The 23970-nt window shown below is 64.4% G+C and carries 21 protein-coding genes; 8 read left to right on the top strand and 13 right to left on the bottom strand.

Annotation, left to right across the window (positions count from 1 at the left end; translation table 11 throughout):
- Positions 1-61: 61 nt before the first annotated feature.
- The gene (locus tag AB5Y94_RS02145; protein ID WP_368204627.1) at positions 62-1738 is read right to left on the bottom strand and encodes a sigma-54-dependent Fis family transcriptional regulator; all 1677 of its coding nucleotides are present in this window, start codon (positions 1736-1738) and stop codon (positions 62-64) included.
- 235 nt (positions 1739-1973) lie between these two features.
- Between AB5Y94_RS02145 and AB5Y94_RS02140 the strand changes: the two genes are divergently transcribed.
- Positions 1974-3491: an aldehyde dehydrogenase family protein gene (locus AB5Y94_RS02140; RefSeq protein WP_368204626.1), complete on the top strand. Its 1518-nt coding sequence runs from the start codon at positions 1974-1976 to the stop codon at positions 3489-3491.
- A gap of 62 nt (positions 3492-3553) precedes the next feature.
- On the opposite strand, the gene AB5Y94_RS02135 is transcribed toward AB5Y94_RS02140, so the two are convergent.
- Positions 3554-4360 (bottom strand): helix-turn-helix transcriptional regulator, encoded by an 807-nt coding sequence (locus AB5Y94_RS02135; RefSeq protein ID WP_005298514.1) that lies wholly within the window; start codon positions 4358-4360, stop codon positions 3554-3556.
- A gap of 96 nt (positions 4361-4456) precedes the next feature.
- On the opposite strand from AB5Y94_RS02135, the gene AB5Y94_RS02130 reads away from it, so the two are divergent.
- Entirely contained in the window at positions 4457-5344 is an 888-nt protein-coding gene (locus AB5Y94_RS02130; protein ID WP_017788552.1) for a DMT family transporter, read from the top strand.
- Between the two features lie 97 nt (positions 5345-5441).
- Here the strand turns inward: AB5Y94_RS02130 and AB5Y94_RS02125 are convergent, their stop codons facing one another.
- From AB5Y94_RS02125 to AB5Y94_RS02105, 5 genes are all read right to left on the bottom strand, one after another.
- Complete coding sequence (locus AB5Y94_RS02125) at positions 5442-6134, bottom strand: response regulator (RefSeq protein ID WP_005303332.1); 693 nt, start codon at positions 6132-6134, stop codon at positions 5442-5444.
- Between the two features lie 3 nt (positions 6135-6137).
- Entirely contained in the window at positions 6138-7706 is a 1569-nt protein-coding gene (locus AB5Y94_RS02120) for an ATP-binding protein (RefSeq protein WP_368204624.1), read from the bottom strand.
- Between the two features lie 17 nt (positions 7707-7723).
- A complete protein-coding gene (locus AB5Y94_RS02115) occupies positions 7724-9274 on the bottom strand; it encodes an NAD-dependent malic enzyme (RefSeq protein ID WP_368204622.1) in 1551 nt (516 codons plus the stop codon).
- A gap of 11 nt (positions 9275-9285) precedes the next feature.
- Positions 9286-10593 (bottom strand): 2-hydroxycarboxylate transporter family protein, encoded by a 1308-nt coding sequence (locus tag AB5Y94_RS02110; RefSeq protein ID WP_017764159.1) that lies wholly within the window; start codon positions 10591-10593, stop codon positions 9286-9288.
- A gap of 528 nt (positions 10594-11121) precedes the next feature.
- Positions 11122-11343, bottom strand: a complete 222-nt coding sequence (locus AB5Y94_RS02105; RefSeq protein ID WP_368204620.1) for a hypothetical protein — start codon at positions 11341-11343, stop codon at positions 11122-11124.
- Positions 11344-11636: 293 nt separating this feature from the next.
- Between AB5Y94_RS02105 and slyA the strand changes: the two genes are divergently transcribed.
- The 5 genes from slyA to AB5Y94_RS02080 all read left to right on the top strand — a co-directional run bounded on the left by slyA (position 11637) and on the right by AB5Y94_RS02080 (position 15595).
- Positions 11637-12110, top strand: coding sequence for a transcriptional regulator SlyA (slyA, locus tag AB5Y94_RS02100; protein ID WP_010634735.1), 474 nt, complete (start codon positions 11637-11639; stop codon positions 12108-12110).
- A gap of 1 nt (position 12111) precedes the next feature.
- On the top strand, positions 12112-13167 hold the full coding sequence (locus AB5Y94_RS02095; RefSeq protein ID WP_368205003.1) for an HlyD family secretion protein: 1056 nt from the start codon (positions 12112-12114) through the stop codon (positions 13165-13167).
- Between the two features lie 10 nt (positions 13168-13177).
- A complete protein-coding gene (locus AB5Y94_RS02090; protein WP_005303346.1) occupies positions 13178-14206 on the top strand; it encodes a DUF2955 domain-containing protein in 1029 nt (342 codons plus the stop codon).
- 140 nt (positions 14207-14346) lie between these two features.
- Positions 14347-15108 carry an ABC transporter substrate-binding protein gene (locus AB5Y94_RS02085; protein WP_017779880.1) on the top strand — a complete coding sequence of 254 codons (762 nt, stop codon included), beginning with the start codon at positions 14347-14349 and terminating at the stop codon, positions 15106-15108.
- A 127-nt stretch (positions 15109-15235) separates the two neighbouring features.
- Complete coding sequence (locus AB5Y94_RS02080; protein WP_368204618.1) at positions 15236-15595, top strand: MliC family protein; 360 nt, start codon at positions 15236-15238, stop codon at positions 15593-15595.
- A 60-nt stretch (positions 15596-15655) separates the two neighbouring features.
- Here AB5Y94_RS02080 and AB5Y94_RS02075 read toward each other — a convergent pair whose 3' ends face one another.
- From AB5Y94_RS02075 to nrdD, 4 genes are all read right to left on the bottom strand, one after another.
- Positions 15656-16048 carry an energy transducer TonB gene (locus tag AB5Y94_RS02075; protein WP_123245534.1) on the bottom strand — a complete coding sequence of 131 codons (393 nt, stop codon included), beginning with the start codon at positions 16046-16048 and terminating at the stop codon, positions 15656-15658.
- A gap of 153 nt (positions 16049-16201) precedes the next feature.
- The gene (locus AB5Y94_RS02070) at positions 16202-16372 is read right to left on the bottom strand and encodes a YqaE/Pmp3 family membrane protein (RefSeq protein WP_005343870.1); all 171 of its coding nucleotides are present in this window, start codon (positions 16370-16372) and stop codon (positions 16202-16204) included.
- 64 nt (positions 16373-16436) lie between these two features.
- Positions 16437-16946 carry an anaerobic ribonucleoside-triphosphate reductase-activating protein gene (gene nrdG, locus AB5Y94_RS02065; RefSeq protein WP_368204617.1) on the bottom strand — a complete coding sequence of 170 codons (510 nt, stop codon included), beginning with the start codon at positions 16944-16946 and terminating at the stop codon, positions 16437-16439.
- A 169-nt stretch (positions 16947-17115) separates the two neighbouring features.
- Entirely contained in the window at positions 17116-19233 is a 2118-nt protein-coding gene (gene nrdD / locus AB5Y94_RS02060; protein ID WP_195878148.1) for an anaerobic ribonucleoside-triphosphate reductase, read from the bottom strand.
- Between the two features lie 406 nt (positions 19234-19639).
- Here nrdD and AB5Y94_RS02055 point away from each other — a divergent pair, with 406 nt between their 5' ends.
- On the top strand, positions 19640-20653 hold the full coding sequence (locus tag AB5Y94_RS02055) for an ABC transporter substrate-binding protein (protein WP_368204615.1): 1014 nt from the start codon (positions 19640-19642) through the stop codon (positions 20651-20653).
- Between the two features lie 73 nt (positions 20654-20726).
- Here AB5Y94_RS02055 and ligA read toward each other — a convergent pair whose 3' ends face one another.
- Together ligA and zipA are read right to left on the bottom strand one after the other, a co-directional pair.
- Positions 20727-22733, bottom strand: a complete 2007-nt coding sequence (ligA, locus tag AB5Y94_RS02050) for an NAD-dependent DNA ligase LigA (RefSeq protein ID WP_368204613.1) — start codon at positions 22731-22733, stop codon at positions 20727-20729.
- Between the two features lie 99 nt (positions 22734-22832).
- Entirely contained in the window at positions 22833-23957 is a 1125-nt protein-coding gene (gene zipA / locus AB5Y94_RS02045; RefSeq protein WP_368204612.1) for a cell division protein ZipA, read from the bottom strand.
- Positions 23958-23970 lie beyond the last annotated feature (13 nt).

Raw genomic sequence — 23970 nt, 5'->3', positions numbered from 1 at the left:
AATCATCAAAGGGTCTCTTGTGGACCCATCTTAACCACGAAAAACTTAGGTCACAAACGCCTCAGCTTGCCTCTCGCAGCGCCCGATAGAGGGTGGTGCGGCTGATGCCGAGCCGGCGCGCCGCCTCGCTCACGTTGCCGCCGCACTCTGTCAGGGTCTGCTGCACCCGTTGCCGGTTCTGCTGGCGCAATGTGCTGCCCGCCAGCGCCGTGGTGGCGACCGGCGCCACCGCCACGGTCGGCAGATGCAGGTGGGCGGGTTCAATCCAGCCCTGCCCCTCCGCCAGCACGCAGGCCACCTCCAGCGCCTGCTTGAGCTGGCGCACGTTGCCGGGTAGCGGGTGGGCCAGCAAGTGGCGCTCGGCCTCATCGGTCAGGTGCAGGGCAGGATCCATCTCGGCCAGCAACCGTTGGACCAGTGCCTGCCGCTCGGAGGTCGGCCAGTCGCGCAGCGGTGCCAGTTGCTGGCGCCAGCCGCAGATGCGGTAGTAGAGATCCTCGCGAAAGGTGCCGGCCGCCACCATGGCCGCCAGATCCCGGTGGCTGGCGCTGACCAGCCAGAAATCCACCGCTTCGGGCTTGTGGCTGCCAACCGGGGTGACGGCGCGCTCCTGCAATACCCGCAGCAGTCGGGTCTGGGCCTGCAGCGGCAGCTCGCCGATCTCGTCCAGCATCAGGATGCCGCCGTGGGCGGCGCGCAGATACCCCTGACTACCCTGGCTGCGGGCTCCGCTGAAGGCCCCGCCGACATAGCCGAACAACTCGGCCTCCACCAGCTCCGCCGGCAGGGCGCCGCAGTTGACGCACACCAGGGGCTTCTCGTGGCGGCTCGACTGGCGATGGAGGTCGCGCACCAGATGCTCCTTGCCGCTGCCGGTCTCCCCCTCGATAAGCAGCGAGATGCCGCGCTCCAGCATCTTGAGCGGCACCTGCTGGCCGTGCGAGCCACCGGCCGCGGCCGGCAGGCCGGGCTGGGCCACAACTGAGCTGGCCTCCGGCACCAGCCGCAATCCGCGCCTATCCCGCAGCAGCTGCTTGCCGTCGAAAGGGTGCTGGCCGAGCCAGAGCCGGCCGGCCCGGTTGGCCCCGAGCAGTTCACCCTCCTCCCCCAGCAGCAGGCGGGCAGACCAGAGACTCTGGGGCTCGAGATCCACCAGCCAGCCCGGCTGGCACGCCAGCAGCGCATTTTCCAGGGTCATGGCCAGCAGCCGCACCGTGCCCAGCATGTCGCCGCCGTGGTGGGCCGCATCGGTGGAGATGTCGAGCACGCCGATCACTTGCCCGTCCGGCCCGAGCAGTGGGCAGGCGCTGCAGCTGAGAAAGCTGTGCTGGGCGAAGAAGTGCTGATTGCCGAGCACCTGTACCTCGCTCTGCTCGGCCAGCGCGGTGCCGATGGCATTGGTGCCCTTGCTCGCCTCCCCCCAGCGGGCGCCGCTGCGCAAAAAGACCCGCTCGGCGTGGCGGGCGAAGCCGTCGTCACCGCTGGCGGCCAGGATGGCACCCTCGCCATCGCACAGCAGCAACCGACAGGGGCGCCCCGCCAGCAGCTGGTCAAACAGCGGCAGCACGAAGCGCCGGAAGCTGGTGATCAGCACCCTGTGCTGCTCCTGGCGGGCCGACAGCTCCCCCTGGGGCAGCAAGTCCAGCTCGGCGCTCTGCTGACGGCTCAACCCCTGGTGCAGGCAGCGCTGCCAGGAGCGCTGGATCGGGCTGGCACCAGATTGAGGGAACTCGCTCATCACACCTCCTGTTCACAAACGGCACGACTGTCGCGACCACTGTCCAGAAACGGCACAGTTGTATCGCCACCGCCGCGGTCATTGGTTAACCAAGATACGCTGCCGCACCCCGTTTGATAACGTTTTTGTAACTTTTACTGTGCTGGTCAGACCCTCTGGCACGCCCCTTGCGATACACAGCAGCAACCGGGCTGCTCGCCAGCCCGGTCAGGACCACACACATAAGGATGATGAGATGATTTATACCGCTCCCGGTCAGGCAGGTGCCCTGGTCAGCTTCAAGTCCCGTTACGACAACTTCATCGGTGGCGACTGGGTGGCGCCGCGCGCCGGCCGCTACTTTGAAAACATCTCGCCGGTGGATGGCCGCGTGTTCTGCGAGGTGGCCCGCTCCGACGCCGCCGACATCGAGCTGGCGCTGGACGCCGCTCACAAGGCGTTCGCCAGCTGGAGCAAGACCAGCGTCACCGAGCGCAGCAACCTGCTGCTGCGCATCGCCGATCGCATCGAGCAGAACATCGAGGTGCTCGCCATCGCCGAGACCTGGGAGAACGGCAAGGCGGTGCGCGAGACCCTGGCCGCCGACCTGCCGCTGGTGGTGGATCACTTCCGCTACTTCGCCGGCTGCATCCGCGCCCAGGAGGGCTCGGCCGCCGAGCTGGATCAGAACACCGTCAGCTACCACTTCAAGGAGCCCATCGGCGTGGTCGGCCAGATCATCCCGTGGAACTTCCCGCTGCTGATGGCGGCCTGGAAGCTGGCTCCCGTGCTGGCGGCCGGCTGCTGCAGCGTGCTCAAGCCCGCCGAGCAGACCCCGGTCACCATCATGCTGATGATGGATCTCATCAAGGACATACTGCCCCCCGGCGTGGTCAACGTGGTCAACGGCTTCGGCGCCGAGGCAGGCCAGGCGCTCGCCACCAGCAACCGGATCCAGAAGCTGGCGTTTACCGGCTCCACCGAGGTGGGGGCCCACATCCTGCGCTGCGCCGCCGACAAGCTCATTCCCTCCACCGTGGAGCTGGGTGGCAAGTCCCCCAACATCTACTTCGCCGACGTGATGCAGCACGAGAGCAGCTACATCGACAAGGCGGTGGAAGGGATGCTGATGACCTTCTTCAACCAGGGCGAGGTGTGCACCTGCCCCTCCCGCGCCCTGGTGCAGGAGAGCATCTACGACGACTTCATGGACAGAGTGCTGGCCCGCGCCCGCACCATAGTGCAGGGCAACCCCCTCGACACAGCCACCCAGGTCGGTGCCCAGGCGTCCCGCGAGCAGTTCGACAAGATCCTGAGCTACATGGAGATTGGCCGCGGCGAAGGGGCCAAGATGCTGATCGGCGGCGGCCCGGCTAGGGTGAGTGGACTGGAGGGGGGCTTCTACATCCAGCCCACCATCTTCCACGGCCAGAACAAGATGCGGGTGTTCCAGGAGGAGATCTTCGGCCCGGCGCTCGGGGTCACCACCTTCAAGGACGAGGCGGATGCGCTGGTCATTGCCAACGACACCCAGTACGGCCTGGGGGCGGGCCTGTGGACCCGCGACAGCAACCTGGCCTGGCGCATGGGACGCGGCATCCAGGCCGGCCGGGTCTGGGTCAACTGCTACCACGCCTACCCGGCCCACGCGGCCTTCGGCGGCTACAAGAAGTCAGGGATCGGCCGCGAGACCCACAAGATGATGCTGGACCACTACCAGAACACCAAGAACCTGCTGGTGAGCCACGACATCAACCCGCTCGGCTTCTTCTAAGCCCATCCCTTGATCGACAAGGGCGCCTGCGGGCGCCCTTTTCATTGCTGGTGCGGTCGCGGTCAGAGCTGTGCCTGCCCGGCGCCGATCCCCAGCTGCTGGCGATAGCGCTGGGGGGCACAGCCCTGTTCGCGCTGGAACATGGCGATAAAGGCCGAGGTGGAGGTGTAACCGAGCCGCCAGGCGATCTCCTGCACCGGCATCTCGCCGCGCAGCCAGTCCAGCGCCTTCACCAGCCGCAGCCGGGTGCGCCACTGGCCGAGGCTCATGCCAAGCTCCTTCTGGCAGCGCCGCGCCAGGGTGCGCTCCGTGGTGTGCAGCACCTTGGCCCACTGGGCCAGGGTGCGGTTGTCCTCCGGCGCCGCCTGCAGCGCCGCCAGCAGGGGGGCGAGCAGGCGATCCCGGCTCTGGGGCAGGTAGCTTGGCTGGCAACGGGTGCGAGCCAGCTTCTCGATGAAGAGTTCACCCTGGCGGGCATCCCACTCGTCCTCCATGTGGCCGACCCGGCGCTGGGTGAAATCCTCCAGCAGGGCCCGCAGCAAGGGGGTGAGCGCCAGCAGCTGGGGTTCCCGTGGCAGGCGCGGCGCCAGCGCGTGGCTCACGTAGATGGAGGTATAGTCCAGGGTCTGCTCGTTGAAGGCGGTGTGGGGCTGATCCGCCGGCACCCAGATGAGGTAGTCCGGCGGCGCCACCAGCCGCTGCCCCCCGACCTCCACCACCATGACCCCGAGACTGATGAGGCTGAGCTGGCCCCAGGGGTGGGCATGCTCGGCACAGGCGTTGCCCCCCTGGATCTGGCTGTAGCGAAAATAGAGGGGATTGGGGGCGGCCAGCAGGCGATCCTGCTCGGCCAGGGTGAGGGTGCCCATGCAGATTGTCCCAAAGCGGTTATGACATGTCTTATTTACGCTACTTGCATCGTTCAAGACAAGGCTAGACTCTCTCCATCATACCAAGGAGTGCCTATGCCCTTTCTCTTTCCCCTGCTCGCCATCCTGATCTGGGCCGCCAATACCGTGGTCTCCAAGGCCGCCGCCGGCGTGCTGGATCCTGCCGCCATCTCGTTTTACCGCTGGGTGATCGCCGCCCTGGCGCTGACCCCCTTCTGCCTGCCGCAGCTGTGGCGCCGCCGGCGCGATCTCCGCCCCTGGCTCGGCAAGCTGCTGGTGCTCTCCCTGCTTGGCATGGTGCTCTACCAGTGCCTCGCCTACTACGCCGCCCACAGCACCTCGGCCACCAACATGGGGGTCATCGGCTCCCTGCTGCCGCTGCTCACCCTGCTGATCGGGGCCTGCTGCTTTGGCCAGAAGCCGGGCAAGCAGGCGCTGCTCGGCATGAGCCTCTCCCTGTTCGGGGTGCTCTGGCTGCTGGGTCAGGGCAACCCTCAGGCACTGCTGCACAGCGGCATCAACCCAGGCGACGGCATGATGCTGCTGGGGGCGGCCAGCTATGCCCTCTATGGCCTCTTGATCCGCCGCTGGCAACTGCCGTTCGGCCCCTGGCTCAACCTCTACCTGCAGATCCTGCTGGCGGTGCTGCTGCTCATTCCGCTGGCCCTCTCCGCCGACTCCCTGGCCATTCCCGCCCAGGGCTGGAGCATGGTGCTGTTCGCCGGGCTCGCCTCCTCCATCTTCGCCGCCTACTGCTGGATGCGCGGCCTCGCCAGTCTGGGGGCGGAGCGCACCTCGGTCTTCATGAACCTGATGCCCCTGTGCACGGCCCTCATCGCCGTCATCAGCCTGGGGGAGCCCATCCACGGCTATCACCTGCTGGGGGGCGGCCTCATCCTGAGCGGGGTCATGCTCTCCCAGTTCAAACCAAGAGCCCGCCGCGTCCTGCTGGAAGAGGCCTGAGCGGCCCGTCGTACCGGTTTTCGTGCCGACGTATAGACCTAAAAAAGGGAGCTTCGGCTCCCTTTTTGCTGGTATGGATCTGCGTGCGGCAAGCGGCTCAGCTGCCCCGCCGCCAGTGGTAGCGGCGCTCGGGCCGGCCGCGCTGGCCGTAGTTGAGATCCACGTCCACCCTGTCCTCCGACTCCAGATACTCCAGATAGCGGCGCGCCGTGGTGCGGCTCAGGGACAAGCGCAGCGCCACCGTATCGGTGGAGAAGGCGCTGTCCGGCTCACCCGCCAGCAGCTCCAGCACCTGGCGCAGGGTGATGGCGTCGATCCCCTTGGGGGTGTCGCGCACGTCGCGCCCCTGGGGCCTCACCTTGCCCATCAGCCGGTCCAGATCGCTCTGCTCGAGGGAGCCGCGCTCGCAGATGCGCCGATGCAGGGTGAGGATCTCGTCCAGGCTCTGCTGGATGCGAAACAGCCGCAGCGGCTTGATGATGTAATCCTGCACCCCCTGATTGAGGGCCTGCTGGATGGTCTCCACGTCGCAGGAGGCGGTCACCATGATGACGTAGGCTTCGCGGTTGTGGCTGCGCAGCCGGTTCACCCACTCCAGGCCGGAGCCGTCGGGCAGCGAGATGTCCACCAGCAGCAGCTGCGGCTGGGCCGCACGCATCATGAGATCGGCCTGGGTCAGGCTTTCGGCCCGACCCAGCAGGGAAAATCCGGGGGTGGAGGAGACCAGCTCGGCCAGAATGGATCCTATCCGTTCGTCATCCTCGATCACCAGCGTGAAAATGGGCTCCATAGATCACACCAATTGGTTTTTATTCAAGTAGATACCGAACAGAGTCGTCTGTTCGGCGGTGCGGCGCCATTCTATCACACCCCCTCGCCTGGCCACCGTCTCCTTGACCAGGAACAGACCGACACCGTGATCGCCAGTCTGGCGACTGATGCCGTAATCAAACAGATGGTCCGCCAGCGCCTCGTCCACCCCCTCACCGCTGTCCTCCACCTCGATCACCAGCCGGCGCCCGAAGTCGTTGAGGGAGATGAGCACCCGCGGCGGGCACTGCTTGCGCCGGGCCCAGGCGGCGCGGATGCCGTTGTCCAGCAGGTTGCCAATGAGGGTGATGAGATCCGCCGACACCGCCGCCGGGTACTCACCCAGCGCCGAATCGGGATCCAGCACCAGCTCCACCCCGAGCTCGCGGGCTCGGCTGAACTTGCCGAGGATGAGCCCGGCCACCGGCTTGTCCTCGATGGCCCGCAGCAGATCGTGCAGCATGGTCTGGCACGCCTCGCTCTCCTGCTGGATGAGCTCCACCGCCTGATCCACGTGGCCCAGCTGCAGCAGGCCGGAGAGGCTGCTCAGCTTGTTGGCGAACTCGTGGGTCTGCATCCGCAGCATCTCGGCATATTGGCGCAGGTGGGTCACCTGCATGCCGAGACTGCCGGTCACCTCGGGGCGGCTGAAGATCAGCAGCCGGCCGGGGATCTTGCCCTCCACCGCCTGCCAGCGCCCGACGAACGACTCGCCGTGCACGGTGAAACCGAGCTCGGTCTCGACCTGAGTCAGGGCGGGGGCAAGTGGCGGCGACAGCTCCGAGAGCGGCTGGCCGAGCAGGGCGTGGCGGCCGGTGCCGGGCAGGCGCAGCTGATAAAACGCGGCGCTGTTGAGCATGCGGATGTGGCCGCGGGAGTCGAGGGCAATCACCCCCTCCGAGATGTGCTCCAGCACCAGCTCCTGCAGTACGAAGCGGTTGACGATGGTCTCTGGCTCCAGATCCAGCAGGGTGCGGCGCAACCGATGCTGGATCCAGAGCGCCAGCAGCAGACCGCAGCCCAGCACGGCGCCGATGGCGCTGATGAGCAGGGCAATCCGATCCAGGTAGATGCTCTCCACCGTCTGCATCAGATAACCCACCACCACGGCACCGATGGCGCGCCCGTCAGGCCCGATCACCGGGGCGAAGCAGCGGATGGCCGGCCCCAGGGTGCCCACGTCCTTGGAGCAGTAGCTGCTGCGCTCGTTGAGGGAGGGCCAGATATCCTCGCCGCGAAACAGGCCACCCACCAGCTCCGGGGAGGGGTGGCTCAGCCGGCGGGCGTGCTCGTCGGTCACCACCATGTAGGCGGCATCTGTGCGGCTGCAGATCCCCTGCACATAGTCGCGCAGGCCCGGATCGCTCCCCCACTGCAGCGCCTGCACCACCCGGCTGTCTCCCGCCAGCACCCGCGCCAGATCTCCCCCTTTGTCCTCCAGGTTGCTCTCCAGCAAATGGCGGATGAAAAGCGCCAGCAGGCTGCCCAGAATGACGATCAGGAGCAGTGACAGGCCCAGGGAGAGGGTGACCAGTTGGTGACGCAGTTTCATCGATTAGCCTTGCAACATCAGGACGCGGACCAATAGTGCGGGCGCCACCAGGTCTGGTCAATCAAAGGTGCGGGATCACCGGCAAAATCGGCCAACCCCTCGGCACGGGCACAGAGCGCCACAGCCCTCGCCACGGCGCGGGCCACCTCCCCCACCTGCTCGATGGGGGGCAGCAGCCGCCCCTCGGCCAGCGGATAGGCGCCCACCGCCTGCACCGCCGCCCGCAGCATGCCGTCGCTGATGCGCCGCGCCTTGACCGCGCAGGCCCCCAGACCAATGCCCGGGAACACATAGACGTTGTTGCACTGGGAGACCACCCGCGCCGCGCCGTCCACCTCCACCGGCGGGAAGGGGCTGCCGGTAGCGAGCAGGGCCCGCCCGCCGGTGGCCTGCCACACCTGGGCCGGGGTCGCCTCGGCGCTGCGGGTGGGGTTGGAGAGTGGCAGGATCACCGGCCGCTCGCACACCTCCCCCATGGCCGTCAGCACCGCCTCGTCGAACAGACCGCCCTGACCGCTCACCCCGATCAGCACCCCGGGGCGCAGCCGCTCGATAAGCGCAGGCAGGGAATTGCACGCCTCCCCCGCCGGGCGGGCAAACGGCTGCTGGGCCGGGGTGAGCCCGACCCGGTCCAGGCAGACCAGACCGTCCTGATCGAACAGCTGCACTCGCTCCGTGCTGCCCGCCAGCTGAGCCAGCATGGCGGCGATACCGCAGCCGGCCGAGCCCGCGCCGACGATCAGCACAGGGGTATCCGCCAGCGCGCTGCCCGCCTGCTGCAAGCCCGCCAGCACGCAGGCCGACGCCACCGCCGCCGTGCCCTGGATGTCGTCGTTGAACATGCATAGCTCGTCGCGGTAGCGGGCCAGGAGGTTCGCGGCATGCTTGCCGGCGAAGTCCTCGAACTGCAGCACTACCTGGGGCCAGCGTTTGCGAATGGCCGCCACCACCTTGTCCATGAACTGGTAATAGGGCTCGCCATCTACCCGCCGGGCCTGCCAGCCTAGGTAGGAGTCATCTTCCAGCAGTTCGGAGTTGTTGGTGCCCACGTCCACGCACAGCGGCAGGGTGCGCGCCGGGTTGATGCCACCGGCGGCGGAGTAGAGCGCCAGCTTGCCGATGCAGATCCCCATGCCGCCGATGCCGAGATCGCCGAGCCCCAGCACCCGCTCGCCGTCGGAGATGACGATGACGTCCACCTCCTGCTCCACCGCCGCGAAGATGTGGTCCAGCTCGTCCCGGTCGTGCCAGGAGAGGTAGAGGCCGTGGCTGCGCAGATAGAGGTCGCTGTGGCGCTGGCACGCCTCCCCCACCACAGGGGTGTAGATGATGGGCAACAGCTCCGGCAGATGGTGGCGCACCAGCTCGTAGAACAGTACCGGGTTGTCCTCCTGCAGCTGGCGCAGCAGCAGGTGCTGATCAAACGGACTCTGCATGGCCGAGACCAGCCGGTAGATGCGGCGTCGCTGCTGGGCCAGCGACTCCTCCTTGTGGGGCATGCGCCCCATCAATCCCTGACGCTTGCGTTCGGCATAGGGCAGGCTGGTGCCCATCATGATGTCGTTCATTATCTTGTTCCTTATGCCAGCAGCGAGATGAGCAGGGTCGCCAGGATCAGCATGACGGCGCCCCCGAGACGAGAGGAGATCTGGGCGAACGGCATCAGCGTCATGCGCTGGGCCGCCGAGAGCACGGCCACGTCACCCGTGCCCCCCATGTTGGCCATGCAGAGGCCACCGGTGATGGCCGCCTCTATGGGGTAGAAGCCGATCATCCGCCCTACCAGCGCCGCCCCCAGGGCGCCACCGAGCACGGTCACCAGCACCAGCACGAAATAGCTGACGGAGAAGGCGCTGATGAGCTCGGGGATGCTGGTGTAGGCGACACCGATCCCCACCAGCAGGGAGGGAGTCAGGTTGGTGACCACAAACTGGTACCAGTCGGCCGCTGCCTGCTCGTAGCGACGGGGCAGCAGGCCGCTCACCTTGATGACGGCCACCGCCAGGATCATCAGGGCGAAGGGGTGCATGGGGATGAAGTTGCCAAGCAATGAGCCCAGCACGAACATGCTGGAGCTGATGAAGAGCCCCAGACCCAGACTCTCCAGCGTCGGCGCCTGCGCCTTCTCCTCGGCCACGCCAGCGGCACTCTCTTTGATCATCAGCTTGCCGTTGCCGGTCAGGGAGGGGTAGCGGCGACCGAGGCGGGCCAGCAGGGTACCCACCAGGATGGCCAGGGTGTTGGCGATCACTACCGCCGGCACCATGCGCGACAGCAGATCGGCGCTCGACATCTGCAGCGGCCCGGAGAGGATCTCCACCAGCGGCACGGCGCCAGCCCCCATGCCGCCGCCCATGATGGGCAGACCGATGAGCAGCACCGCATTCTTGAAGCCGTAGCCCATCAGGGCGCCCACCAGACCGACGCTGAGCAGCGCCAGTGCGACGCCCCCCAGGATCACCGGCAGGTAGCGCATGGCGGCGTTTTTCAGCAGGGCGCCGCTCATGCCGAACACAGAGCCGGTCACCAGGCTGGCGATGAAGAAGTTGAGAAAGCCCCCCTCCTTCATGAAGCCGATGATCACCTGACCCGCCTCGACTGGCAGGATCCGGTATTCAAACAGGGCGGCGCCGCCGAAGATGGCGAGTATGGTGCCACCCCCCAGGTATTCGCGGATGGGGGTGATGCGCTCGCCGAGCTCGGTCAGCAGGGTGCCGAGCACGAACATCAGCGCCAGCGCGCCGACCATGCCAAGCGGCAGCGAGCCGTTCCAACCCGAGAAGAGGACGCAGGTGGCGAGGCCCAGAAAGATCATCATGGGCATGCCGGCAATCTGTCGACCGCCGAACAGGGCGGTTCTGGTGTGTGGGGTAGAGAGGTTTTTCATTGTTATGCTCCAGCGTGTGGTGTGGCGCCACTCTAGAGATCTCCGTTCCTCCTGTCGGTTAGCCCGCCAACAAAGGCATATAAAAACATTAAATTCTTAAACGCTATGGCATGCGGGCAAGGTTGGCACCCATTTTACAGGGGGTATTTCCGTTCCTGTCATCGTCATTAAATCCCCCCGACACGCACTCTTTTGCACTTTAAAGCGGCGCTTGAAGCGGTCATTGTCAAATAACGATCAAATAACCAGCGTCGCAACCAACAATAATGGCCTGTCAGGTTTGGCAGTGGTGAATGATCACCCGGTACAAGGCAAGGGTGATCCTCTGATCACCAAAAACACTCCGGCCAGGATCTGCCGGGTGATAAAAAGGAGGATGATGACAGCTCGATAGCGAGCGCCTAGGTTGTTACAAGCATGGCGCTCCCGCTGGCAATGGCGGCTTGCAGCAAGAGGATAAACAGTCCTGGCAGGCCCTGTGACAGGCTGCCCTCTCAATATGACGTGCGGATGTCACCAACCGAAAGACTATTCGGCTAATAACAATGGAATATTGGCAGGGTCAAATTCATGACAGGTTTCGGCATTTTCCAGGCTGAGTCCATAATGGCCGTCGACTACATATTCTACGTCCACCAGCAGACTCTCGATGCCGAGATGGGCGTCACCCGATTCATATCGTTCCACAGCTATCATCTCCCTGTTTAGCTGACTCATCAATATTAGTGAATAAAGAACAGAGTGCCGCATTTATATAATATTTTTTTGCCCCGTCTAATTAAGGTGCACCTAAAACGCTGTGACTATTTTCATGCCATCCCAATAAACGACTCTCTTTATTTCGCCGAGCCCTGCCGACCATATCCAGCCTTCTGATTCACTCAAAGGGGCCACAGAGCCCGGCTCACCCCTTTCACCCATGCAGCTTGAGCTCCACGAGAGACCTACCTCCAAATTTCATAAACAAGATCGTGATCACACCATTTACTTAGCCTGCTAAACAATTACAATGCTTAGCAAGCTAAGTAAAAGGAGACACCCCCATGATGAAGGACCTGGAAATGCTGCGCGAGCTCTCCCTCGCCGAGCGGGTCGGCCGGCTGCATCGGCTGTGGCGCACCGTGGCCGATCTCGAGCTGGCCCCCCTCGGCCTGACTCATCCCCGCTGGACGGCGCTGTGGAAGCTGAGCCGGCTCGGCGGCCACCTCAGCCAGAAGACCCTGGCCGAGGCGCTGGAGATCGAACTTCCCTCCCTGATGCGCACCCTGGGCCAGCTGGAAGAGCAGGGTCTGGTGGAACGCCACTGCTGCAGCCAGGACAAGCGGGCCCGCATCGTCACCCTGACCCCGGCCGGCAAGGCGCTGCTCGACCAGATTGAAGATCGCATCATGGAGATACGCCGGGAGCTGCTCGCCGGCATCAGCCAGCGGGAGCTGGAACAGTTTGAAGATATCGTGCACCGCATCTGTGCCAATGCCCTTGGCAAGATAGGTGCGCAGAGTGAAGAGAGAGAATGAGATGACCCCGGATCAACAATTCCAACGCTGGATCAAATGGGCCATGAGCGCCTTCGTGCTGGTCTTTGCCTATTTCCTGCTGGCCGACCTCAAGATGCCGCTCACCCCGCAGGCCATGGCAACCCGCGTCGTCACCAAGATGGCGCCCCAGGTCAGCGGCAAGGTGATGGAAGTGGCTGTCGCCAACAACCAGCACGTCAAACAGGGCGACCTGCTGTTTGCCCTCGACCCGGCCCCCTTCGAGCTGGCGGTAGAGCAGGCTCGCCTCGCCCTGGCCCAGGCCGAGCAGCAGAATCGCCAGCTCGATGCCACCCTCAACGCCGCCAGCGCCGATTTCAGCTCGCTGCAGACCCAGGCTGCCCTCAAGCTGCGGGAAGCGGAGCGTATCGACGCCCTCTATCGCCGCCACATGGTCTCCGAGCAGCAGAAGGATGACGCCGACAGCGCGTTTCGCACCTCCCAGGCCAACCTGCTGGCCAGCAAGGCGCGCATGACCCAGGCCAGGGTCAACCGCGGCCTGCCCGGCGACGACAACCTGCTGCTGCGCCAGGCCCGCAACCGCCTCGCCCAGGCCGAGCTCAACCTCGCCTACAGCCGGGTTCACGCCAGCCAGGACGGCATCATCACCAACCTGCAGCTCAAGCCAGGCAGCTTCGCCGCGGCGGGCGCCCCGCTGCTGGCGCTGGTCTCCGAGCAGGTGGACGTGATCGCCGATTTTCGCGAGAAGAGCCTGCGCCATGTTGATCAGGACAGCCTGGCCCTGGTCGCCTTCGACGGCGAGCCGGGCCGCCTCTATCCCGCCCGGGTCACCAGCCTGGATGCCGGGGTCAGCGCCGGTCAGTTCGATGCCAACGGCCAGCTGGCCAGCCCCACCGAGTCGGATCGCTGGGTGCGCGACGCCCAGCGTCTGCGCCTGCATCTGGCGCTGGAACAGCTGCCCGCCCATCTGCCGGCCGGCGCCCGCGCCACCGTGCAGCTGCTGCCCGACAACGCCCTGACCGGGCTGCTGGCCCGCGCCCAGATCCGCCTGCTCAGCCTGCTGCACTACATCTACTGAGGTGACGGCAATGAACCTGTGGCACAGACCCCTCACCGCCAATGAACTGCGCCAATGCCTGCGCATCGCCTTTGGCAGCACCAGCGGCTTTCTGCTCTGCAAGCTGTTCGGCTGGAACTACGGCGTCTTCTACACGGTGACGCCTGTGCTGTTGCTGGGCATGGTGCCGGTGATGAACGGCCATGCTGCCCGCCAGCTGATCGCCGCCGCCGTGGTCTGCGGGCTGGAAGTGGGGCTGCTGGGGGGGCTGTTTGGCGGCCATCCCGGCCTGATGATCCCCATCGCCTTCCTGCTGTTTCTCTACCGTTTCGCCGCCATGTCACGGGGCAGCCTGTTCCTGTTCGGTGCCAACGGGGTGCTGAGTCTCAGCATCATGCTGCACTTTGCCAGCTACCCGCAGACCGATCTCAACGACCTCATCTTCAGCAACCTGTGGGCCAGCGTGCTGTCAGTGCTCATCGCCTACCTGATGACGGCACTCATCCCCGACGTGGAGGAGCGCCCCAAACCGGCCCCCTCCCCCAAGGCACCACACCGGATGCGGCACGAGGCGCTGCTTGGCGCCAGCATCGCCACCCTCTCCTTCATGGTGTTCCAGCTCTTCGATCTGCGGGACTCCATGTCGGCCCAGGCCACCACCCTGCTGGTGCTCTTCCCCATGCACTGGGACGGCGCCCTGAGTTATGCCCGCAAGCGGGCCATGGGCACCCTGCTCGGGGTGAGCTTCGGCCTGGTCGGCCAGCTGGTGCTCTACGACTGGTCCGGGCTGCTGATCCTGGTTGCCCCCCTGCTCTGGCTCGGCGCCATGCTGTTCAGTCATGCCCACGTGAAGGAGGCGAGCGGTTCCGGGGTCGGCTTCGGCGCCCTCACCACCCTCGGCATCCTGTTCGGCCAGTACCTGACGCCCGGCAACGATCTGGTGTTCAGTGCCCTCTACCGGGTCAGCAGCATCTTGTTTGCCATCGTCGCCACCCTGCTGGCCTGTTACCTCATCCACCGACTGCTTAACCGTTTCGAGGCCACCCGGTTCGGTTATTGACCCCCTGTTGTTAGCTCAAGGATGTGCGCCTTTCGCCCCGCTATGCCTACCGGGGCGTTTTTTTGCCCTGTATCTGGCAGCGCCTGCGGCCAGCCCCAGCAACTATGCTTGCTAGGGCAGTTGGCAACGGGAGAGAGACCATGACACACGCAACCCACATTCACTGGCTGGTTATCTGTCTTCTGCTGATGGTGGGAAGCGCCCGGGCCGAGTCTGTACTGATCGCCGCGGAAGATGACTGGGCGCCCTACTGCGTTCTCGACAAAGAGAGCGGCCAGCCGCGGGGGTTGGCCCCCGAGCTGGTGAAGGCGGCCTTTGCCGCCGAGGGGGTCGAGGTGGAGTTTCGCACCATCCCCTTCGCCCGCTGCATGTACGAGGCGCGCAGCGACAAGGTGCTCGGCTGCTTCGATGCAACCATTACCGAGGAGAACCGTTACCAGTACTTCTGGCACGAGACCCCCATGTTCGAGGAGGATCTCGCCATCTTCGCCCTGGCCAGCGAACCGCGCCGGGATCTCAAGCTAACCTCGCTGGAACAGAAGACGGTGGGCATCACTCTCGGCTACACCTACCCCACCGACTTCATGGAAAACCCCAGGATCACCCGCTTCCAGGCCAAGTCAGACACCCAGATCATCGAGATGCTGGTGCGCGGCCGGGTCGACTACATACTGATGAACGAGATGCCGGGCTACCTCAAGATCCAGCAGAAACAGCTGAGCGGAAAGGTGGTCAAGGTGGGCAAGATCTCCACCGACGGTTTCTGGCTCGCCTTCTCCCGCGCCCATCCCCGGGGTGAGGAGATGGCCAGTCGCTTCGAAGAGGGGCTGCAGAAGATCAAGAACAACGGCACCTACGAGGCGCTGGTGCGCGCCTTCGAGGCCAGACTAGGCCTGCATTGAGCCCATACTCATTAGTGCTTCTTTTGACGCCCATGGACGCATATCGACGCAAGTCGGGTCGAGCGGCATTGCCCCCCTTGGGCAAGCTGTTAGGATCACGCCCGGATGACACTGATGGAGAATCAACATGAAGCACGCCAACCTTCTGCTGATGGGCATTACGACCCTGACCCTGCTGAGCGGCTGCGAACGCGGCGCCGACCCCCTGAGCGTGACCGGCGGCGACCCCGTCACCTATCTGTGCGAACAGGGCCAACGGGTACAGGTGCGCTACTTCGCCCTCTCCGATCAGAGCCTGAACTTCGTCAAGCTGGCGCTCCCGGACGGCAAGGATTACACCCTGCCGCAGAGCGTCTCTGCCTCCGGCGCCCGCTACACCGACGATCACGAGGCCGTCTGGTGGAACAAGGGCGACGAGGGTTTTGTCGAGATGCACGACAAGGATGGCGAGTGGCAGAGCGTCTACAACGACTGCAAGCAGCAATAAACCTGGCACTGCCATGGCGCACCGCAGAGACGCAACACCCCGGCCAGGCCGGGGTGTTTATCATTTCACTTCAACTTCGAATCTGGTTTCCACCCGAGCCGGGATCGCTTGCGGATTCTGCTCGGATGCCCGGTAGCGCATCTTCGCCAGCCCTGAGATGGCGATGAGATCCAGCACTCCGGGGGGCTCGGATGCCAGGACTTCAGGGCTGAACAGATTGCCATTGGAATCGATGAGATAGCGGAGCTTCACATACCCCTTGACCGGCCTCTTCTCCGGCAGCCCCCCGACCGGACGGAAGACGCCTATGTCCCCCACCAGCACCCAGTATCTGGGCAGCTCTTCCCAAGTGACATCCACCGGAGGCTGGTTCAGCTTCACGGTCGGGCTCGGGCTGGCACAGCCCCCCAACAGGCCCAGGGTGGCCCACAGCAACAACACCTTAAAACGCACTCGACACTCCCTCTTCGTTGCACCGTTCAGCTCCTTGAACGGCCGTTCCATTGTTCGGCGTCCAGTGTCGGACGAAAGTGCTCATTCGGGAAGCCCCCATCTGGCGGGCAATAAAAAGGCCAACCCAGGGGTTGGCCTCTTGAGGTGTCCGGCTCAGCCGCGCTTGTCGCTGACCACCAGCCAGAGCGCATGGACCATGCCGGGCAGACCGCCGAGCAGGGTCAGCACTATGTTGATTAAGAAATGCAGGCTGAAGCCCACCTGGATAAAGGCGCAGACCGGCGGCAGGAAGATGGCCAGCAGGATCTTGAGCAGATTGTTCATCTCGGATTTCCTCGTCAACGATGTCACAGGGATTGGAATGGGCTAACCATAAACATCCCTGACCTCAACTGCAAACCAGACAGGGGATCCGTTCCCCTCCCTCCCGCCAGGCGTTGAGGTCGTGGATCTGCTGATTGCTACTGCCGCGCCAGAGCAGGCCGGGATCCGCCAGCCCCTGCTCGAACTTGCCATCCACCAGCACGTCCAGCAAGGCCACCAGCTCGCGCTGAGCCGGGCTGAGCTCGCCGAGCAGATAGCCGGTCCAGCACCAGATGTCCTTGCCGGGGCACTCGGCTCGCACCCGCCGCACCAGCGCCAGCACGTGGGGCACGTTGGCGGGGTGGAGCGGATCGCCGCCGGAGAGCGACAGTCCCCGCCGTTTGATGCGCGTGTCGTTGAGATCCGCGATGACGCGATCGCTCATCGCCTGATCGAACGGCTTGCCACCATCGAGCCGCCAGGTGCTCTGGTTGTAGCAGCCGGGGCACTGGTGTTCGCAACCCGAGACGAACAGGGTGGCGCGGGTGCCTGGGCCGTTGATCACATCGACCGGGTAGTACTGGTGGTAGTGCATCTTGTCTCTCGATTCACGGTTTGGCAGGCAGGTGATGATGGATGCCCCCTCATCTCCAGCCCTTCTCCCACTCTTTTCAACCTGAGCGGGAGAAGGGAGCAAGACCGTACAAACAGCACCTCGGCCGGTACCCTCTCCCTCTGGGAGAGGGCTAGGGTGAGGGCTCGGCTCACATGTGTTTAACGCGGCGCTTCACCTCTTCCTGCTTGCCCGCGTTGAAGGGGCGCGCATCCGGGCTGCCGAGGTAGCCGCAGACACGACGGGTCACCGACACCTTGGCCGGATCGTGGTTGCCGCAGCGCGGGCAGGTGAAGCCCTTGGAGGTGCACTCGAACTCGCCGGTAAAGCCGCAGTCGTAGCACTCGTCGATGGGGGTGTTGGTGCCGTAGTAGGGCACCTTGTCATAGCTGTAGTCCCAGACGTTCTCCAGCGCTTCCAGGTTGTGCTGGATATTGGGGTACTCGCCGTAACAGATGAAGCCGCCGCTGGCGATGGGCGGATAGGGCGCCTCGAAGTCCAGCTTGTCGTACGGGTTCACCTGCTTTTCCACGTCGAGGTGGAAGCTGTTGGTGTAGTAGCCCTTGTCGGTCACCCCCGCCACCACACCAAACTCCTTGGCGTCGATGCGGCAGAAGCGGGAGCAGAGGTTCTCGCTCGGGGTGGAGTAGAGGCTGAAGCCATAGCCGGTCTCCTCCTTCCACTCGTCGGTGGCCGCCTTGAGGCGCTCGACGATGGCAATGGCCTTCTGCTGCAGCTCGGCACTGTCAAACAGGTGCACCTGATCGCCAAACAGGGCGTTGATGGTCTCGTGTACCCCGATATAGCCAAGGGAGATGGAGGCGCGACCGTGCTTGAAGATCTCGCTGACATTGTCGTCCGCCTTCAGGCGCACCCCGCAGGCCCCTTCCATGTAGAGGATGGGGGCGACCCGGGCCTTGACCCCGTCCAGGCGCTTGATGCGGTACATCAGTGCGGTCTTGGCTACCCGCAAGGCGGCGTCCAGCTTGTCCCAGAAGTCCGCTTCATCGCGGGATTTGAGAGCGATGCGCGGCAGGTTGAGGCTCACCACGCCTAAGTTGTTGCGCCCTTCGTGGACCAGCTCGCCCTGCTCCTCGTAAGCACCGAGGAAGGAGCGGCAGCCCATGGGGGTCTTGAAGGAACCGGTCACCTTGACCACCTGGTCGTAGTTGAGGATGTCCGGGTACATCCGCTTGGAGGCGCACTCCAGCGCCAGCTGCTTGATGTCGTAGTTGGGATCGCCCGGCCGATGGTTGAGGCCATCCTTGATGGCAAACACCAGTTTCGGAAACACGGCGGTCTTCTTGTTCTTGCCAAGGCCGGCGATGCGGTTGCTCAGGATAGCCCGCTGGATCAGGCGTGACTGCCAGCTGTCGCCGAGGCCAAAGCCGAAGGTGACGAACGGGGTCTGACCGTTGGCGGTGTGCAGGGTGTTCACCTCATATTCCAGCGACTGGAAGGCGTCGTAGCACTCCTTCTCGGTGCGGGCCATGGCGTAGGCATCCACATCGCCGATGCCCCACTCCACCGCTACTTCCCGGTGCTTCTCCCAGCTGATGGTCACGTAGGGAGCCAGCACTTCGTCGATGCGGTTGATGGTGGTGCCGCCATAGATGTGGCTCGCCACCTGGGCGATGATCTGGGCGGTGACCGCGGTGGCGGTGCTGATGGATTTGGGGGTGTCGATCTCCGCATTGCCCATCTTGAAGCCGTGGGTCAGCATCCCCTTCAGGTCGATCAACATGCAGTTGAACATGGGGAAGAAGGGGGAGTAGTCGAGATCGTGGAAGTGCAGATCGCCGCTCTCATGGGCCTGCACCACGTCGCGGGGCAGCATGTGGCTGGTGGCGTAGTGCTTGGCGACGATGCCCGCCAGCAGGTCGCGCTGGGTCGGGATCACCTTGGAATCCTTGTTGGCGTTCTCGTTGAGCAGGGCTGCGTTGGTCTGCTCAACCAGGCCGCGGATCTCCTGGGCCAGCCGGCCGCGGGCCTCGCGGGCCTGATCCCGGTCGTGACGGTATTCGATGTAGGCACGGGCGATGGCCTTGTCGTCGGAGGCCATCAGGTGGTTCTCGACCCGGTTCTGGATCTCGTGGATGTCCACTTCTCCCCGCCCTTCCAGCTCCTGGCTGACGGCGGCGGCAATGCGCTCTGCCAGCGCCGGACTGGCCTGATTGACCGCCTCCGCCGCTCGGCCCACCGCCTCGGCAATCAGCTGGGCATTGAATGGTGCGCGACATCCATCACGTTTGATCACAACCGGTTTCATGGAGTTTCCCCGTTAAAAAGGCCAGGCTCTCGCCCTCGGCTTACCCTTGTTTGGCCCCCTTCTCCACGCCTCGTCCTCGGCGCAAATAAATTCAGCCGAGGCTTGACAAGCCTGGGCTGACGATGAGAAGGGAACAGCTTTTACACAGCTTAATAACACAACATATAGGGATTAAAAACGAATGCAGCCCTATATGTGGTGTCTATTAGGCACCAAAGCGGGGTCGTATTTCTTGATCCAGAACAGGTTTTGAGGCGAGTGGCGCAGTTCCCGACCAACCATAAAAAGCGCCACTTGAGGCCACAATCAAGCCTGGTGCGGGCTGGCGCCCGATACCGGCCAGCGAGAAAAAGATTTCCCCTCCGACAGTAATTGACCGGCACCGGCTGGCCCAGGAGTGAACATAATGAATGACAACACCCCTGCGCCGATGGGAAGCCATATGACCAAGCCTTTGTTGCTGCTACTGCTGTTGTGCCCCCTGTCGCTGCGGCTGTGGGCGGCCGAGATCCTGGTGATCAGCAGCTACCATCCCGAGTACCTGTGGGATCAGAGCTACAACGCCAGCCTGGTGGCCAACCTCAAGGGCGAGCACCACATCAGCCACTTCTACATGGATACCAAGCGCCGCCCCGCCGAAGAGTTCGACCAGATCGCCGAACGGGCGCTCGCCTACTACCACCAGGTGAAACCGGATCTGGTGGTGCTTGGCGATGACAACGCCATCAACTACCTGGCCACCAGCATCGCCTCCCTCGGCACCCCGGTCGTGTTTCTCGGCATGAACGAGAACCCGCGCCACAAGGGACTGGTCGGCCACCCCAAGATCACCGGCGTGCTGGAGCGCCCCCTGCTCAAACGCAACATCAGCGAGATGAGCCAGCTGATGGGGGGGATCAAGAAGGCACTGGTGCTGTTTGATTCGAGCAACGTGGCCCTGACCGCCATCGAGGATGAGTTCAAGACCCAGACCGAGTTGCGGGTCGGCCAGACCCGGGTCAACAGCCAGCTGCTCGGCGACTACGACCTGTGGCAGGAGGCCGTGCTCAACGCCAGGCAGAACGGCTATCAGGCGATCTTTATCGGCCTCTACCACACCCTCATCGATGAGCAGGGTCGCCACGTGGATGAACGCCAGGTGCTGGAGTGGACCAGTGCCCACACTCCGGTGCCGCTGTTCTGCTTCTGGGAATTTACGGTGGGCAAGGGCAAGGCCATCGGCGGTCTGGTGCTGGATGGGCACGATCAGGGGGCCAAGGCGGCCGAGCTGGTCAATGCCATTCTGGAGGGAGCCCAGCCCAAGACCCTGGCGCCGCGGGCTGCCCTGCGCGGCGAGTATGTGTTCAGCAAGAGCGAGCTGGCCCGCTGGCAGCTCACCCTGCCCGACAAGTGGCGCTACAAGATCCTCTGGCGTGATTGAGCCTCGATCATTGCCCTCATAACGAAGAACCCGGCATGGCCGGGTTCTTCGTTTATCTGGTTGAGCCAGCGACTCAGCCCTGCAGCGCCTGCTGCAACTCCTCTTCGGTCCAGACGGTGATGCCGAGCTCCTGGGCCTTGGCCAGCTTGGAGCCTGCCGCCTCCCCCGCCACCAGCACATCGGTCTTGGCCGACACCGAGCCCGCCACCTTGGCGCCGAGCGCCTGCAGCGCCGCCTTGGCGTCGTTGCGCGACAAGGTGGTGAGGGTGCCGGTCAGCACGAAGGTCTTGCCGGCAAAGGGTTGCTGTGCAGCTTCCTTCTTCTCGATGGCAGGCCAGTGGATACCGGCGGCCAGCAGCGCCTCCAGCACCTCGATGTTGTGGGGCTGGCGCAGGAAGTAGTAGACATGCTTGGCCACCACGTCCCCCACGTCGGCCACTTCCAGCAACTGCTCCACCGAGGCGGCACGCAGGGCGTCCAGGGTGAGGAAGTGGTTGGCGAGGTTCAGCGCAGTCGCCTCCCCCACTTCGCGGATCCCCAGCGCAAACAGGAAGCGCGGCAGCGTGGTGCTGCGGGCCGCATCGATGGCCGCCACCAGATTGAGGGCGGACTTCTGCCCCATCCGCTCGAGCCCGGCCAGCTGGATGGCATTGAGGCCGAACAGATCGGCCGGGGTCTTCACCAGCCCCTTGTCCACCAGCTGCTCGACTATCTTGTCGCCGAGGCCGTCCACGTCCATGGCGCGGCGGGCGGCGAAGTGCTTGATCGCCTCCTTGCGCTGCGCCTCGCAGAACAGACCGCCGGAGCAGCGGGTCACGGCCTCTCCTTCCAGCCGCTCTACCGCAGAGCCGCACACCGGGCACTCGGTCGGGAAGAGGATTTCACGGGCATCGCTTGGGCGCTGCGCCTCCACCACCGCCACGATCTGCGGGATCACGTCCCCGGCCCGGCGCACGATCACGGTGTCGCCGATCATGACGCCAAGGCGCTCAATCTCGTCGGCATTGTGCAAGGTGGCGTTGGAGACGGTGACACCGCCGACGAACACGGGTTTGAGCTTGGCCACCGGGGTCACGGCGCCGGTGCGACCGACCTGGAACTCGACGTTTTCGAGCAGGGTCATCTCCTCCTGGGCCGGGAACTTGTGGGCGGTGGCCCAGCGCGGCGCACGGGCCACGAAGCCGAGCTCCTCTTGCAGGGGAATGGCATCCACCTTGTAGACCACGCCGTCAATCTCGTAGGGGAGCTCGCTACGGCGCGCCAGGATGTCGTCATGGAACGCCTGACAGCCGGCGGCCCCCTCTTTCAGCTTCACCTCGGGACTAAGCGGCAGTCCCCACTCTTTGAGCTGATTGAGACGACCAAAGTGAGAGTCACCGAGCAGCTCGCCACCGACCCCCACCCCATAGGCGTAGAAGCTGAGCGGACGGCTGGCGGTGATGCGCGAGTCGAGCTGGCGCAGGCTGCCGGCGGCGGCGTTGCGCGGATTGACAAACACCTTCTCGCCGGCGGCCAGCGCCCTGGCGTTCATCGCCTCGAACCCCGCCTTGGGCATGAACACCTCGCCGCGCACTTCCAGCCGAGCCGGCCACCCCTCGCCACGCAGGGTCAGGGGAATGGCCTTGATGGTGCGCACGTTCTCGGTGATCTCCTCACCCGTGGTGCCATCGCCCCGGGTGGCGGCCTGCACCAGCTGGCCGTCCACATAGAGCAGGCTCACCGCCAGGCCATCCAGCTTGGGCTCGCAGCAGAAGGTGAAATTGACCTCCCGCTTGAGGCGATCGCTCATGCGCTGTTCAAACGCCTGCAGCTCTTCGCTGCTGAACACATTGTCCAGGCTCAGCATGGGGATCTCGTGGCGCACCTGCTTGAAGGCGGTGAGCGGCTGACCGCCCACCCGCACGCTCGGCGAGGCCGGGGTTTTCAGCTCGGGATGGTCGGCCTCCAGCGCGATCAGCTCGCGCATCAGGCGGTCGTATTCGGCATCCGGCACTGTGGGGTTGTCCAGCACATAGTACTGATGCCCATATTCGGTAAGCAGCTCACACAGTTGACGGTGGCGGGAGAGGATATCGCTCATGAAAAAGTCTCGAAGTGTGATGGAAAAACCGGCCAGCGGAGCAATAAAAATGCGGCACCTGGGTACCGCACTTTTGCTTCATTCGACCCGCCTGGCGTATTAGTCGCGACTGGCCTCGTAGGCGGCCAGCTCGTGCCGGTAACGGGCGATGGTCTCGTCGCTCAGCGGGCTGCGATCCACGTCAGTCAGCATGGCATCAAGATCGCTGGCCAGCTGGTCGGCAGACTGCAGCATGTGCTCGAAGGCAAAGGCGGCGTTGCTGCGCAGCGGCAGTTGCATGAAGAGCGACACACCCGGAGTGGTGAACTGCTCCATCCGGTACGGGTTGAAGGTACCCGGCTTGACCATGTTGATCATGGAGAAGAGCACTTCGCCCTTGCCGTTGAGATCCTCGTGGCGATGGAAGATGTCCATCTCGCCAAACTTGAAGCCCAGCGCCAGCAGGGAAGAGATCAGGGTCGCCCCCTGCAGGTCGTGGCCGGGGCGCGCCATCAGGTTGATGACATAGACATCCTGCCAGATCTTCTCGACCGGCTGACGTTCGATCTGCGGCTCCTGCACCGGCTCTTCATAGGAGGGTTCCTCGTAGGCAGGCTCGGGGGCTGCGTAACGGGGCTGCGCCTTGTATTCGGGTGCGGCGGCCTGGGCCTGTTCACGGGCACCGAAGGTGGGTGCGGTGGCGTAGGCTGGCTCCACCAGCGGCTCTTCGTCCAGCGGCTGCAGCAGCGGCTCGCGCTGGGGACGGGAACGGTGGACCGGGGTACGACGGATCACCTGGGCAGGCTTGCGCACCGGTGCGGCAGGCACCTCCTCGACAGGTTCGGCGGCCGGCTCCTCATACTCCTCCTCTTCATAGACGGGAGGCGGGGGCACGGGGCGAGCGGCAGGCTTGCGTACCACGGGCGGCGGCAGATCGGCGTCATCCTCTTCTTCATCGTCGAAGGCGGGCGCGGGGGCGCGACGGCTGACGTCCGGCTGGCGGGGTTCATCATGGTGGAGCTTGGGCTCGGCACGACGGCCACCGCTGACCACTCGCACCTGACCGATGCCATCGCTGTCGAAGGCGTCGTTGTCACGGTCCCGTGATTTGGATTCCATCCGACCCAGAGGTTTCTCTTTGATCGGTGCCTGACGATTCTTTCTGTTGCTCCACAACCCGTGAATGAGCAATGCCGCGATGGCAATACCGCCCAGGGCAACCAAGATGTAACGCAATTCCTGCATTAGCTGCTTCTCT

The sequence above is a fragment of the Aeromonas sp. s5 genome, assembly GCF_040907865.1.
GTDB lineage: Bacteria > Pseudomonadota > Gammaproteobacteria > Enterobacterales > Aeromonadaceae > Aeromonas > Aeromonas dhakensis.
This window is presented reverse-complemented; position numbering and strand designations above follow the sequence as displayed.

Coding starts and splice junctions, on each gene's coding strand:
- AB5Y94_RS02145 (WP_368204627.1), bottom strand. CDS start 1,738: ATGAGCGAGTTCCCTCAATCTGGTGCCAGCCCGATCCAGCGCTCCTGG.
- AB5Y94_RS02140 (WP_368204626.1), top strand. CDS start 1,974: ATGATTTATACCGCTCCCGGTCAGGCAGGTGCCCTGGTCAGCTTCAAG.
- AB5Y94_RS02135 (WP_005298514.1), bottom strand. CDS start 4,360: ATGGGCACCCTCACCCTGGCCGAGCAGGATCGCCTGCTGGCCGCCCCC.
- AB5Y94_RS02130 (WP_017788552.1), top strand. CDS start 4,457: ATGCCCTTTCTCTTTCCCCTGCTCGCCATCCTGATCTGGGCCGCCAAT.
- AB5Y94_RS02125 (WP_005303332.1), bottom strand. CDS start 6,134: ATGGAGCCCATTTTCACGCTGGTGATCGAGGATGACGAACGGATAGGA.
- AB5Y94_RS02120 (WP_368204624.1), bottom strand. CDS start 7,706: ATGAAACTGCGTCACCAACTGGTCACCCTCTCCCTGGGCCTGTCACTG.
- AB5Y94_RS02115 (WP_368204622.1), bottom strand. CDS start 9,274: ATGAACGACATCATGATGGGCACCAGCCTGCCCTATGCCGAACGCAAG.
- AB5Y94_RS02110 (WP_017764159.1), bottom strand. CDS start 10,593: ATGAAAAACCTCTCTACCCCACACACCAGAACCGCCCTGTTCGGCGGT.
- AB5Y94_RS02105 (WP_368204620.1), bottom strand. CDS start 11,343: ATGCGGCACTCTGTTCTTTATTCACTAATATTGATGAGTCAGCTAAAC.
- slyA (WP_010634735.1), top strand. CDS start 11,637: ATGATGAAGGACCTGGAAATGCTGCGCGAGCTCTCCCTCGCCGAGCGG.
- AB5Y94_RS02095 (WP_368205003.1), top strand. CDS start 12,112: ATGACCCCGGATCAACAATTCCAACGCTGGATCAAATGGGCCATGAGC.
- AB5Y94_RS02090 (WP_005303346.1), top strand. CDS start 13,178: ATGAACCTGTGGCACAGACCCCTCACCGCCAATGAACTGCGCCAATGC.
- AB5Y94_RS02085 (WP_017779880.1), top strand. CDS start 14,347: ATGACACACGCAACCCACATTCACTGGCTGGTTATCTGTCTTCTGCTG.
- AB5Y94_RS02080 (WP_368204618.1), top strand. CDS start 15,236: ATGAAGCACGCCAACCTTCTGCTGATGGGCATTACGACCCTGACCCTG.
- AB5Y94_RS02070 (WP_005343870.1), bottom strand. CDS start 16,372: ATGAACAATCTGCTCAAGATCCTGCTGGCCATCTTCCTGCCGCCGGTC.
- nrdG (WP_368204617.1), bottom strand. CDS start 16,946: ATGCACTACCACCAGTACTACCCGGTCGATGTGATCAACGGCCCAGGC.
- nrdD (WP_195878148.1), bottom strand. CDS start 19,233: ATGAAACCGGTTGTGATCAAACGTGATGGATGTCGCGCACCATTCAAT.
- AB5Y94_RS02055 (WP_368204615.1), top strand. CDS start 19,640: ATGAATGACAACACCCCTGCGCCGATGGGAAGCCATATGACCAAGCCT.
- ligA (WP_368204613.1), bottom strand. CDS start 22,733: ATGAGCGATATCCTCTCCCGCCACCGTCAACTGTGTGAGCTGCTTACC.
- zipA (WP_368204612.1), bottom strand. CDS start 23,957: ATGCAGGAATTGCGTTACATCTTGGTTGCCCTGGGCGGTATTGCCATC.